Annotated in this window: 10 protein-coding genes; 4 read left to right on the plus strand and 6 right to left on the minus strand. The window is 54.4% G+C overall.

Going from position 1 to position 12,595, the window contains the following annotated elements; genetic code table 11:
* Positions 1–62 precede the first annotated feature (62 nt).
* The 3 genes from A6R74_RS15480 (at position 63) to A6R74_RS15490 (ending at position 3,041) form a co-directional block, all read left to right on the plus strand.
* Positions 63–1,481 (plus strand): aminotransferase-like domain-containing protein, encoded by a 1,419-nt coding sequence (locus A6R74_RS15480; protein ID WP_064235375.1) that lies wholly within the window; start codon positions 63–65, stop codon positions 1,479–1,481.
* Between the two features lie 115 nt (positions 1,482–1,596).
* Entirely contained in the window at positions 1,597–2,289 is a 693-nt protein-coding gene (locus A6R74_RS15485) for a transglycosylase SLT domain-containing protein (RefSeq protein WP_064235376.1), read from the plus strand.
* Between the two features lie 11 nt (positions 2,290–2,300).
* On the plus strand, positions 2,301–3,041 hold the full coding sequence (locus A6R74_RS15490) for a sulfite exporter TauE/SafE family protein (protein ID WP_064235377.1): 741 nt from the start codon (positions 2,301–2,303) through the stop codon (positions 3,039–3,041).
* 74 nt (positions 3,042–3,115) lie between these two features.
* Here the strand turns inward: A6R74_RS15490 and A6R74_RS15495 are convergent, their stop codons facing one another.
* The 5 genes from A6R74_RS15495 to A6R74_RS15515 all read right to left on the minus strand — a co-directional run bounded on the left by A6R74_RS15495 (position 3,116) and on the right by A6R74_RS15515 (position 9,224).
* On the minus strand, positions 3,116–3,667 hold the full coding sequence (locus tag A6R74_RS15495; RefSeq protein WP_082906702.1) for a cupin domain-containing protein: 552 nt from the start codon (positions 3,665–3,667) through the stop codon (positions 3,116–3,118).
* Between the two features lie 162 nt (positions 3,668–3,829).
* A complete protein-coding gene (nhaC, locus tag A6R74_RS15500) occupies positions 3,830–5,284 on the minus strand; it encodes a Na+/H+ antiporter NhaC (protein WP_064235379.1) in 1,455 nt (484 codons plus the stop codon).
* Positions 5,285–5,506: 222 nt separating this feature from the next.
* Positions 5,507–7,006, minus strand: coding sequence for an aldehyde dehydrogenase (locus A6R74_RS15505; RefSeq protein ID WP_064235769.1), 1,500 nt, complete (start codon positions 7,004–7,006; stop codon positions 5,507–5,509).
* Positions 7,006–8,382 carry an aspartate aminotransferase family protein gene (locus tag A6R74_RS15510; RefSeq protein WP_064235380.1) on the minus strand — a complete coding sequence of 459 codons (1,377 nt, stop codon included), beginning with the start codon at positions 8,380–8,382 and terminating at the stop codon, positions 7,006–7,008. The genes A6R74_RS15505 and A6R74_RS15510 overlap by 1 nt, the downstream gene beginning before the upstream one ends.
* Before the next feature lie 35 nt (positions 8,383–8,417).
* The gene (locus A6R74_RS15515; RefSeq protein WP_064235381.1) at positions 8,418–9,224 is read right to left on the minus strand and encodes a gamma-glutamyl-gamma-aminobutyrate hydrolase family protein; all 807 of its coding nucleotides are present in this window, start codon (positions 9,222–9,224) and stop codon (positions 8,418–8,420) included.
* Between the two features lie 266 nt (positions 9,225–9,490).
* Here A6R74_RS15515 and A6R74_RS15520 point away from each other — a divergent pair, with 266 nt between their 5' ends.
* A complete protein-coding gene (locus A6R74_RS15520; RefSeq protein ID WP_064235382.1) occupies positions 9,491–10,879 on the plus strand; it encodes a glutamine synthetase family protein in 1,389 nt (462 codons plus the stop codon).
* Positions 10,880–11,074: 195 nt separating this feature from the next.
* Here A6R74_RS15520 and A6R74_RS15525 read toward each other — a convergent pair whose 3' ends face one another.
* Complete coding sequence (locus tag A6R74_RS15525) at positions 11,075–12,367, minus strand: NAD(P)/FAD-dependent oxidoreductase (RefSeq protein ID WP_064235383.1); 1,293 nt, start codon at positions 12,365–12,367, stop codon at positions 11,075–11,077.
* Positions 12,368–12,595 lie beyond the last annotated feature (228 nt).

Below are 12,595 nucleotides of genomic sequence, written 5' to 3' on the forward strand. Positions count from 1 at the left end.
CCTACTGCTTTCGTCTAAGAGCCCGTCGTTAGCGGGTCAAGCGGGATTAAGGAGGCATTCAGATGAATCGCAAGGAGGTCGTGCACCAACTTGTACAACTTTATGCACTCCAGCCGGAGCGGTTGAGTAAACAGGTGCGTATTGAGCAAGCCTTGCGCCAAGCCATTACCCAGCAGTGGCCTTCCGGGCTGCGGCTGCCCTCTCACCGCCAGTTGGCGGATGCCTTGGGCGTTGCTCGCCAAACCCTGGCGCTGGCGATCCATACGCTACTCGCAGAGGCACTGCTTAAAACCGCCCATGGTCAAGGCACCTGGACGTGTAGGCCGGTTACGCCCACTCTTCCCCTGCGTGGCAATGCGCAGCTCTCCTCGCGCGCCCAGCGGGTATTGGATGGCCCCGGCGCGAGCATGATCCAAAGTGGCGCCTTCGTGCCTGGCATTCCTGATATTGCCCAGTTCCCGATGCGTAAATGGCGGCAGCTATACGCCAGCGTGACAGTGCCGCAAAACGCCCTACTGCTCTCCTACTCCACCGGTGGCTACGGGCCGTTAAAGCGCGCGATCCGCGATTTTTTGGCGCGCTGGCGCAATATCAATTGCGACACAGAACAGATCATCATCACCGACGGCACCCATAACGGCATTGAGCTATGCGCCGTGGCGTTGGCCGATGTGGGTGACACCGTTGCCATGGAGTCGCCGTGCTACTGGGGCGCGCGCAATGTCTTTACCGCCGCAGGTTTGGAAATCGAACCCGTAGCGTGGCTGCCAGGCCAGGGACATTCCCTTCCGCCTGCTTCTGGCCCGGTCAAACTGGCCTACCTGACCGGCTCGCACCATTACCCGCTTAGCGTGCCTACCAGCGCGGTGGATAAACAGCGCTTATGTAATGCCTTAGCGCCTGATTATATTGTCGAAGATGATTACGAATTTAACCGCGATGACCACCCTAACCTGCTCTTCGACCCACACTCGGAGTCTCACTTGCTGGTAGGCTCGTTTTCCAAGATGATGTTTCCAGGCCTGCGCTTAGGTTATTTAGTCGTTCCGCACCACTTAGCGGGACCAATGAACCGCCTACGTAGCGAGCTCTTCCGCGAAGGGCGCATGCTTGATCAGGCCGTGCTGGCACAGTTTATTTTTGATGGCGATTTGGATGCCTGGTGTCGACGCATTCAGCGCGACTACTTAGGGCGCCAACAGGTGCTGCATGATCAACTGCGCTCGCTGCCGCAGGTGCGCCGCGTTTCGCCGCCGAGCAACGCCATCAGCTTATGCGTGGAATTTGAACCGCATATCAATGACGTGCAGATTGCTCAAACGCTGTTAAAAGAGCATTTGATTGTCCGCCCATTAAGCCCGGTATGCGCAAAGGGCGACTCACGTTCTGGGCTCGTGATGGGCGTGGGTATGCTTTCGGGTGAAACCTTAGTGCGCGAGGCCCAGCGGCTAAGGCGCTGCTTAGAGGCGCTGCTCCGCTAGTCGGCTGGGTTACTCAGCAGTTCTTGTGGAACATTAATCACACAGCTTATCCACAAGCTCTCAATAACTTATTCACAAGCTCCTATCTAGAAGAGCTTACCTATAAGGACATTTTATGCGTCACCCTGTTGATAGTTTGACTGCTTTCACCTCGCCCTTTCTCCCGCCGGCTGCCTCTACATTACGCTTGTGGCTAACGCTGAGCTTCGTGCTACTCCTGTCTGGCTGCGCCACCTTTGCGCCCAACCCTCCCCAGGATCAAAGCAATATCTGCGAAATATTCCGCGAGCAGCCCAGCTGGTACGACTATGCCCAGGAATCAGAGGAGAAGTGGGGCACGCCGATCGCCACCCAGATGTCTTTTATTCAGCAGGAGTCATCGTTTCGCAGCCATGTCCGCCCAGACCGCAAATACTACCTGGGCTTTATCCCCGGCCCACGCCCCTCTTCTGCTAAGGGCTACGCCCAGGCCCAAGACCCAGTGTGGGAAGAGTATGAGGATCAAGCGGGCAGCCTGTTTGCCCGGCGTACCCATATGAAACACGCCACCGATTTTATTGGCTGGTACAACCGCCGCTCCCAGCAGCAGGCAGGTATATCGCTCAGCAATCCTGAGCATCTCTACTACGCCTACCACGAAGGCGCAGGCGGCTACCAACGAGGCACTTACCGTGGCAAGCCTCATGTATTGAGTGCGGGCAGACAAGTAGCCGCCCGCACGAACCGCTATCAATCCCAGCTCAACACCTGCGAAGCAGAGTTTCAGTGCCGCAAGTTTTATCAGGTCTGGCCGTTTTGCCGTAGTTAAGGGGTTTAACAATGTCACTATGGATAGGTGCGGCACTGGTTAGCGTGGTGTTTTTCACCTCGATGCTCTCCGGTGTGTTTGGCATGGCAGGCGGTTTGGTACTGCTATGGTTTCTGCTGCTGATCTTTCCCGCGGGCACGGCGATGGCGGTGCACGGCGTGATACAGCTCACCGCGAATGGATCACGAGCGTGGCTATCGCGGCGCTTTATTGTCTGGCGTATCGTCGCTTTTATGACGCTGGGCGTGCTGAGCGCCGCGGGCCTGCTGGTGCTATTTAACTACAGCCCCAATGCCGCCAGCGTATCGATTTTGATTGGCCTAATGCCGATTTTGGTATGGATGCCCAAGCGCTGGTTTCACCTGGATGCCAACCGCGCCAGTCATGCGCTATGTTGCGGGATTGCTTCTGGCGGATTGACGATTGCCGCCGGGGTTTCCGGGCCGCTAATCGATATATTCTTTGTGCGCTCACGCATGGATCGCCGCCAAGTCGTGGCCACCAAGGCGATGATTCAGGTAGTGGCCCACAGCATTAAGATCATCTTCTACCTGGGCGCCGCCATGGCGCTTAGCGCCGGCGAATGGGGCATTGTGCTCCTAGCGGCACCATTTGCGATCTTTGGCACCCACACCGGCAACCGCATTTTACACCGCCTCACCGATGCCAACTTCCGCATCTGGACGCGCTGGATCGTTACTGGCATTGGGGTCTTTTACTTCTTTCAGGGGATATTCCTGCTTACTCGCTAGCGTTGAGGCAGTGCCCAAACGATTTGCACGACATCATTACTGCGACAATTGCCGCACAATACAAACCAGTAATATCAGAACGCCTTACCTGGCGTAGCGCAGCTAATGATTTTGCAGGGAACATCGCCAATGTTTCTGAAACGGTGCGGAGTGCTTGTCTTGAAATAGTATGACTCACCTGGCCCTAAGCGCCTCGTACTGCTTCCCACAATGATTTCAATCTCACCTTCCACGACAAAACCAGCCTCTTCACCATAGTGAGTAATCATGGCTTGCCCAGTATCAGCACCCGGTAAATAGCGCTCAACCATAAAAGCCAAGGCGCGATTAGGACGATTTGCCCCGACAAGTTTGAAAGAGATATCACCAGAGGCAATATCAACCAAATCATCCGCCGAATAGAAAACCTGCTCCTGACTATCCAGATCCATGGTAAAAAAATCACCGACGCTCATAGAGAAGGCGTTTAGGATTTTCTTCAGGGAACTGACGGATGGGCTAACTTTTCCTTGCTCTATTAGCGAAAGACTTGAGTGAGTAACCCCACATAACTTTGCTAGTTCACGCTGCGAAATCCCTCGCTGCTTGCGCAGTGAGCGCAAGCTCGCACCCACGTCATCCGACATGCTTTTTTCACTCCCAATCAATACGTGAATTACGTTGTTGGTCTATTGACGGGCACATAATAGCGCAAAAAAAACCCCACGGCTGTGGGGCAAAAACTTAATTAAAAGAGCGCTTGCTACAAAAGATAATTCGCTTAGTCGGTGTATATCGCCGTGGTCAACTCAAGCACTTCGAGCATCAGCCAACCCAGAGGCCACTTCAGCCTCCTGCGGCTCGTCTTCGTAAGCTATCCGGAAACCGGTAAAGCCGTAAAGAAGGGCAAATAGCGGACTCAGCAGCGCTAGAAAGGCATAGGGCGCGTAGCTAAAAGCACTGACACCTAACGTGGCAAACATAAAGGCACCACAGGTATTCCAAGGCACCAGTGGTGATGTCATGGTGCCGGCATCTTCTACCGTGCGCGAAAGGTTTTTCAGTTTAAGTGAGCGACGCTTGTACTCGCTGGCATACATGCGGGCGGGCAGAATAATGCTGAGATACTGATCGCACCCCACGACATTAGCGGCCATGGCTGTCGCCACCGTGGTAGCAATCAGGCTACCAGTGGTCTTGGCCAGTTTGAGCAGGCTCTCCACGATGGTGCGGAAAAAGCCAGCCGACTCAAGAATGCCGCCAAAGCTCATTGCGATAATAATCAGCGAAACCGTCCACATCATGGCGTCAGTACCGCCGTTGGTCAGCAGGTCGTCCACCGTGACATTGCCAGTATCCACCGCGTAGCCTTCCACAAAAATAGTGAAGCTATCGCCTAAAGGCACATCCTGGATCACAATCGCGCAGACGATGCCCATTAGCGAACCAACAGCAAGAGCAGGGATGGCAGGCACCTTTCTTACCATCATCACGATAACTGCCGCCGGCACCAGCAGCAGCCAGGGGCTGATGATAAACAGCTCGTTTAGGCTTTGCTGCAGCTCCGCAACTTGTGTCGCGCCATCGCCGGAAGGCGTCATGTTCAGGCCAATAATGGTGTAAAGCACCAGCGCCACCGCGAGCGCAGGAACCGTGGTGTAGAGCATATAGCGAATGTGTTCAAACAGATCGACACCGACGACACCTGGCGCCATGTTGGTAGTTTCGGAAAGCGGAGAAATCTTGTCGCCAAAATAAACCCCAGAGATTACGGCGCCTGCTACCATTGCCGGATTTAGGCCTAGCCCTTCACCAACACCCATCAGGGCGATGCCAATAGTGCCTGCCGCCGTCCAGGCGTTACCGCCGGCCAACGATACCAAGCAGCAGATCAGGCACGCCGCGACCAAAAAATAGTCCGGTGCCAGAATACTCAGCCCGTAATAGATCATGGTGGGCACAATTCCACCGGCAATCCAGTAGCCAATAATGGTGCCGATAATGATTAGAATCACAATCGCCTGAGTCGTCAGGCCAATGGAGCGAAGAATACCCGCTTCGAGGTGCTTCCAACGGCTGCCCGTAGCCACGGCCACACAGGTGGCCACAATGGCACTCAAAAATAGCGGTAAATGCGGGTCAGTTTCGAAATAACCGATAAAAACCCCCAATGACGCCGCCATAAACACAATCGGTATCATCGTCGCTTTTAAACTTGGGCGGGGTGTTTCTTGGTCTTCCTTAGCAGAGTGGTCAGTCGACATAATGTCCTCACTTAATGTTTGATTATTGGTCGTCGTATTTCCGTTAGGAAATCATTGCAGTGATGGCGACTCCGATCATTGTTACGCTTGTTTTTATTGGTTTTTCAGGCACAAGGCCCCCTCGGCGAGGAGGCACGGCATTTGCCGTGACACCTAGCGCTGTTGAATCGAATCAATAAAGGGTGAAGTGCCCAGGCGAAGCTCGTTACGAACTTCGATGGTTCAAACGCTCAACGACATCCACACCGTCTTCACTTCGCAGTATTTCTCCTGCGCATGAAGCGATTTATCGCGCCCATTGCCCGACTGCTTCACGCCGCCGAAAGGCACTGTCTGATCGATACCCGCCCAGTTATTCACATATACCTGGCCGGACTGCAGGCGCCGGGAAACCCGCATAATGCGGTCAATATCCTGGCTCCAAACACCGGCAGCGAGGCCAAAATCGCTATCATTGGCCAGTGCAATCGCTTGCTCTTCGCTGTCGAAACCAAACACACTCAGTACAGGGCCAAAGATCTCTTCGCGGCCAATGCGCATCTCAGGCGTCACATCGTCGAAGACCGTCGGCGACAAGAAATACCCATTGGAATCGCTGGCTTCGCCTTTTAGCGTCAAGGTGGCCCCTTCGCTTTCGCCTTGGCGAATATACTCAAGCACTCGGTTGTACTGCGCTTCATCAACCATGGCACCCATAAAGCTGGCCGGGTCGAGTGGGTCGCCTGGCTGCATGTGCTCGGCAGCTTTCACCACACGAGCTACAAAGTCTTTGCGAATACTGTTTTCTACCAGCAGGCGCGAACCGGCAATACAGACCTCACCTTGGTTGTGGAAAATAGCTTCCGCAGCACTTTGGGCAACGGCATCAAGGTGTTGGCAGTCGGCAAAAACGATATTGGGGCTTTTGCCACCGCACTCCAGAAACACGCGTTTCAGGTTGGACTGGCCTGCGTACTGCATCAGTTGCTTACCCACGCCGGTGGAGCCGGTAAACGCCAGGCAATCTACCTGCATCGAAAGCGCCAGCGCCTTGCCCACCGTATGGCCGTAACCTGGTAGTACCTGAAAGACGCCATCGGGAATACCCGCTTCTTGGGCAAGGTGGGCCAAGCGCAGCGCTGACAAAGGCGATTTTTCCGACGGTTTGAGAATAACGCTGTTGCCCGCGGCCAGTGCCGGGGCAATCTTCCAGGATGTCATCATCAGCGGAAAATTCCATGGCACAATCGCCGCCACAACGCCCATCGGTTCGCGTAGCACCAGCCCCAACGCACGCTCACCGGTCGGCGCTACCTCGCCGTAGAGCTTGTCGATACATTCCGCCTGATAGCGCAGGCAAGCTACGGTGCCAGCCAGATCGCCCAGCGAGCTGGAAATTGGCTTACCCATGTCTAACGTGTCGAGTAGCGCCAATTCATCGCGGTGCGTCTCTACCAACTCGGCTAGGCGCAGCAGTACTCGCTTGCGTTTACTGGGGTGACAACGTGACCAGACGCCACTTTCAAAGGTTGCCCGGGCCACTTGGGTTGCCCGCTCAGCATCTGGCGCATTGCAACTGGCCACCTCCGCCAGCGCTTCACCCGTCGCCGGGTTGATGCTAGTTAATGTGCTGCCACCCACAGCGGGGACAAACGCACCGTCAATAAAGGCATGTGTTTCAAAACGTAGCGAAGCCGCTAATGTCTGCCAGTCGGCTAAGTTTTTCGGGGTATCTGCCGCCATCATGCATTCTCCATCGGAAGTGTTACCGCCAGCTTTTCAGCGGTTTTGTCCAGCGCTCGTTGCGCCTTATCCACCAGCTCGTCAATTTCGCTACGCGTGATGATCAAAGGCGGCGATATCACCATGGTGTCGCCTACTGAGCGCATCACTAGCCCGCTTTCGAAACACAAATCACGGCACAGATTGCCTGCGGAAAGGGATTTATCGAAGCGCTCGCCGGTGCTCTTGTCAGCGACCAGTTCCAGCGCGCCGATCAAGCCTAACGAACGCGCCTCTCCCACCAGTGGATGTTCAGCCAGCTCTTGCCAACGTTTCGCCAGATAAGGGCCCAGGTTATTGCGAACGTTGTCGACCACCTGCTCACTTTCCATCAGTTCGAGGTTTTTAAGCGCAACAGCCGCACAGACCGGGTGACCGGAGTAAGTAAAGCCGTGGAAGAACTCACCGCCATCTTCGATCAACGTATCGGCCACGCGGTCTCCCACCAGCACCGCGCCAATGGGCAAATAGCCTGACGACAAGCCCTTGGCAATCGGCATTAGGTCAGGTTTGAGCCCATAGTGGGTGCTACCGAACCACTCGCCTAAACGCCCGAAGCCACAAATGACTTCGTCGGCAATCAACAAAATATCGTACTTGGCCAACACCTCTTTCACCGCAGGCCAATAGCTGTCTGGTGGAATAATGGCACCGCCTGCGCCCTGCACCGGCTCGGCAATAAAGGCCGCTACGTTGTCCTCACCTAATGCCAGGATTTTCTCTTCTAGCGCTTGAGCACACTGCTTGCCAAAGGCCTCCTGGCTCATATCACGCCCTTCCCCAAACCAGTAAGGCTGGCCAATATGGGTAATCCCCGGCACACACGGGCCGCCCTGCTCATGCATCGGCGCCATGCCGCCAAGGCTCATGCCCGCCACGGTAGAGCCGTGATAGCCATTTTCACGCGAGATGATCCATTGCTTTTCCGGTTTGCCTTTAAGTGCCCAATAGCGCCGTACCATGCGCAGCACGGTATCGTTGGCTTCGGAACCAGATCCCGTGAAGAACACATGATTAATATGCTCGGGCGCCAGCTCGCTTAGCTTGGCGGCCAGCTTCACGGCGGGCGGATGGGTGGTTTTGAAAAAATTGTTGTAGTACGGCAGCTGCTGCATTTGCTCAGTGGCGGCATCGACCAGTTCCTGGCGCCCGTAACCGAGATTGACGCACCAAAGCCCTGCCATACCATCAAGAATACGGTTGCCTTGGCTATCGTGAATGTATACCCCATCAGCGTGGGTGATGATGCGGCTGCCCTCTTCGCCGAGCGATTTAAAGTCGGTGAAGGGATGAAGATGGTGCTGGCGATCCAACGTTTGGTAATCCTGGGTCTGCATAAGTCAGTTCCTGATCAAATCGTTGCAACAAGCGTTCAGCCGTCAGCAATCTGGGCGGCGCGCTGGGTACGATGCTGGCGGCAGGCCGTCGCAAAGCCCTGAAACAGTGCGTCATAGAAAGGATGTTCTTTAGGGCGCCACTCCGGATGCCACTGAACAGCCAGTGCGAACGCAGCGGCGTCACGCACCGAAATCGCTTCAACTAGACCATCAGGCGCCCAAGCTTCGGCTTCCAGGCCCGGTGCAAGTTGATCAATTCCCTGCTGATGCAGTGAATTCACCTCTGCATGCTCGCCGCGATATAACGCTGCCAAGGCACCGCCAGCACGAATTTTTACCGTATGGGAGGGGGCATAATGGCCCGCCATGTCATCAGCGGGCGGCTCTCGGTGGTCGAGCATGCCGGGTAGCGTTTGAACGGCTTGGTGCAGCGTGCCTCCCAAGGCGACATTCATTTCCTGAAAACCACGACAAATGCCAAACAGGGGCAATGCCTGGCGTAACGCCTCATGCACCCAGCAAAGTGCCGCTTCATCGCGCCGTGCGTCATCGCGAGTATTCTCTGGGGCGCGTTCGGCACCATAGCGATCAGGCGAGACGTTGGTGTAACTGCCGGTTAGCATCAAACCGTCCAGACTGCCCAACAACTCGACAGCCTGTTCGGCACGCTGCTCGGGCGTCGCTATATCAGCCACCAACACCGGAAGAATCACCGGCGTGACGCCGTAGCGGTAGAGCGCCTGAAGAAATTTATCGGTCACCATTTGAGCAGGATGACCTTCCACCTCTCGGCAGCAGGCGATAACCCCCACCAGGGGGCGCGGAGAATGCGTTGCTTGCATAGTCAAACCACTTTGTCGGTTGTTATGTTTTATTCAACACTCAATTCAACATAGCGTGACTCGTTTTATTTTCCAAGCGCAAAATGCTTTTTTTGCCAAAAAACACACTAAACAATTGAAAAACAATGGATTAAAAAACAACCACATCATGAGGGATAAGTTTTTATACGATTTTTGTTATTAAATAATTGACAGAAACGGCCGACACCGCAAGGATACTGTTAGCAAAAACACAACTAACACGGCATAAAAATAAGGTACAACGTATGTCCTCTGCCAATGACACAGACGCTCAAAACGTAGCCTCGGACTTTCTCGACCGGCACCCAGACATCACCAGCATTGACCTGTTGATCAGTGACCTTAACGGCGTCATCCGTGGCAAGCGCATTCCTTGCGATAACCTTGCCAAAGTGTTTGAAAAAGGCATCTATCTGCCGGCTTCGGTGTTTGCGCTGGACATCAATGGCAACACCGTGGAAGAGACCGGGCTTGGGCTTTCCAGTGGTGACGGTGACCGCGTATGTCGAGCCATTCCGGGCACACTCAACCCGGTCACCTGGATGGATAACAACCAGTATGGCCAGCTATTGATGACCATGGAGGAGATGGATGGCTCGCCGTTTTTTGCCGATCCTCGCCAAATACTGCGGCGTATTCTCGAGCAGTTCTCCGACCGTGGCTTAACCCCTGTCGTCGCCCTTGAGCTAGAGTTTTATCTGGTCGATCGCTTACGCGACGATGAAAACTTGATTCAGCCACCGCAGTCTCCTTCCAGCGGCGAGCGGGCCACTCAAAGCCAACTTTATTCGATGCTGGAGCTAGACGAGTACGCCGAGTTTATCAATGACTTACAGAGTGCCGCTCTGGCACAAGGTTTGCCGCTGGATACGGTATTGAAAGAGTGTGCACCCGGCCAATTTGAAGCCAACTTGATCCACACAGATGATGCATTGAGTGCCTGCGACCACTCGGTGCTGCTCAAGCGTCTGATCAAGGGCGTTGCATTAAAGCACGGCTTTGAAGCCACCTTTATGGCCAAGCCTTACGGTCTAGAAGCCGGTAGCGGCACCCATGTTCACGTCAGTCTGGTAGATAGCAACGGACATAATATCTTTGCCGAAAACGGCGATGACCCGCTGGAAAGCGCAGCACTGCAACACGCGGTAGGAGGCCTGCTGGAACTGATGCCGGACTCCATGGCATTGCTGGCTCCCAACCTCAATTCGTTCCGCCGTTTTCAGGAAGGGCTCTATGTACCCATGGCACCTACCTGGGGTTACGATAATCGCTCCGTGGCAATACGCGTCCCCGCCGGCCCAAAAGAAGCGCGACGCATAGAGCACCGTGTGGCGGGTGCCGATGTTAACCCCTACCTTTTGCTGGCCACCGTGCTGGCATCCGTTCACCATGGGCTAACCCAAAAGATTGCACCTGCGGAGCCAATTATCGGCAACGCCTACGAGCAAATTGCACCTCAGCTAACTAACAGCTGGACCCAAGCGCTGCACTTGCTGGCGAACAACCGCGTACTCGGCGAACAACTCGGCGAAGACTTTATTGACGTATTCATTGCCAACCGCCAAGCAGAGCGCGCTGAAACCATGCGTGAAGTTAGCGCGATGGAGTACGACTGGTACCTGCGCCACGTATGAATTGTTAGACCGCTGATAGAAAAGAGAGGCGGCGCTCGCCGTCTCTCTTGTTACTTCTGCCTGTCTTGTCCTGCTATCCAGTCCTTCTATTAGCTTTTTTATCCCGTGTTATCCGTGAGCGTCCTTGGCCAATAAAAACGGACTGACGAATATCTCCATCAGCCCGTTGCTATGCAACCGTCAAGCAATATGCCGCTAAACCGCCAGTCGATCACGCATGGCGTAGAACCACGCCCCCAGCGCAGAAAGCGGCACACGTAACAGCCGACCACCGGGCATTGGCAGATGGGAAATCTGCGCAAAAGCTTCAAAACGCGTTTCTTCACCGCTAATCGTTTCTGCCACTAACTTGCCTGCTAAGTGGGAGCAGGTAACCCCGTGGCCAGAGTAACCCTGCGCGTAGTAAACATTGCTATTAATACGCCCAAACTGCGGCAGTCGGTTAAGCGTCAGCAAAAAGTTACCACTCCAAGCGTAATCAACACGGACATCGTCAAGCTCGGGGAAGGTAGCCAGCATTTTCGGCCGAATAGCCGCCTCAATACTCGCCGATGCCTGCCCTCCATAGTTCACTCCGCCGCCATACAGCAAACGGTTATCAGCGGTAAGGCGATAGTAATCCAGTAGATAATTACAATCTTCTACTGCTTTATCGTTAGGCAGCAATCGTGCGGCTAACGCTGCTGGCAGCGGCTCAGTGGTAATAATCTGGGTGCCGCACGGCATCGCTTTGCTTTCCAGCTTGGGCAGCAGCCCTTGCAAATAGGCATTGCCAGCCATCACCACCCGCTGCGCAGTCACTCGGCCCTTGGGCGTATGTAGCGTTACCGGCTCACCATGCTCTACACGGGTCACAGGGGAGTGTTCAAAAATCTTGCCACCAAGGGACTCCAGCGCTGCCGCCTGCCCCAACACCAGATTGAGCGGATGCAGATGCCCGCCGGAGTGATCCACCAATGCGCCCACATAGCGCTCGCTGCCTATCTCTCGCTTAACCTCTTCGCCTTCCAGCAGCTCTAACTCATGATGGCCGTAGCGTTCCCATAAGGCTTTTTGTTCCTTTAAGCCTTCCCACTGCTTCTTGTTACAGGCAGCAAACAGATTGCCCTCTTTTAGGTCGCAGCTGATCTGATATTTCTCAATGCGCTGACGGATAATCCGGTTACCTTCAAAGGCCATAGCGCCCAGCGCCTTGGCGGTTTCAGCACCGTTTTGTTTCTCGATAACGTCCATATCACGGCTATAGCTATTAACGATCTGACCACCGTTGCGCCCGGACGCCCCAAAACCAATTGCCACACTTTCCAGCACCACCACTCGGTGGCCGCGCTCTGCCAAATGCAGTGCTGCTGAGATACCCGTAAATCCAGCCCCCACGACACAGACATCACACTCAATATCCCCCTCCAGCATGGGCCGTTGTGAGGTGGAGTTTGACGATGCAGCGTAGTAAGACGCCACATGACCAGAAGACGCTTGAGGTTGCATTTATCACATTCCTTTTGTTGATTATTTTAACCAAAATAATCATATAGATCGTTACAAAAATACGCAAGCATCAGCAAATACTAGCCTTACAGGGTGGCAATACTTCTTTCTCCGCAGAAAAGTGTTATCAAAAAAGCAACACCCATTCATAACGAGGCACGGCCACAAGACTGGAAAAAGTTACCTCTCGTTTTGTATACCGTCCCTCTGAAGGCGAGCTTTCATGCT

The sequence above is a fragment of the Halomonas sp. ALS9 genome (assembly GCF_001651035.1).
In the GTDB taxonomy this organism is placed as follows: domain Bacteria; phylum Pseudomonadota; class Gammaproteobacteria; order Pseudomonadales; family Halomonadaceae; genus Vreelandella.

Bases quoted from the DNA above. Each gene is read 5' to 3' on its own strand.
- A6R74_RS15480 (WP_064235375.1), top strand. From the start codon at position 63: ATGAATCGCAAGGAGGTCGTGCACCAACTTGTACAACTTTATGCACTC.
- A6R74_RS15485 (WP_064235376.1), top strand. From the start codon at position 1,597: ATGCGTCACCCTGTTGATAGTTTGACTGCTTTCACCTCGCCCTTTCTC.
- A6R74_RS15490 (WP_064235377.1), top strand. From the start codon at position 2,301: ATGTCACTATGGATAGGTGCGGCACTGGTTAGCGTGGTGTTTTTCACC.
- A6R74_RS15495 (WP_082906702.1), bottom strand. From the start codon at position 3,667: ATGTCGGATGACGTGGGTGCGAGCTTGCGCTCACTGCGCAAGCAGCGA.
- nhaC (WP_064235379.1), bottom strand. From the start codon at position 5,284: ATGTCGACTGACCACTCTGCTAAGGAAGACCAAGAAACACCCCGCCCA.
- A6R74_RS15505 (WP_064235769.1), bottom strand. From the start codon at position 7,006: ATGGCGGCAGATACCCCGAAAAACTTAGCCGACTGGCAGACATTAGCG.
- A6R74_RS15510 (WP_064235380.1), bottom strand. From the start codon at position 8,382: ATGCAGACCCAGGATTACCAAACGTTGGATCGCCAGCACCATCTTCAT.
- A6R74_RS15515 (WP_064235381.1), bottom strand. From the start codon at position 9,224: ATGCAAGCAACGCATTCTCCGCGCCCCCTGGTGGGGGTTATCGCCTGC.
- A6R74_RS15520 (WP_064235382.1), top strand. From the start codon at position 9,491: ATGTCCTCTGCCAATGACACAGACGCTCAAAACGTAGCCTCGGACTTT.
- A6R74_RS15525 (WP_064235383.1), bottom strand. From the start codon at position 12,367: ATGCAACCTCAAGCGTCTTCTGGTCATGTGGCGTCTTACTACGCTGCA.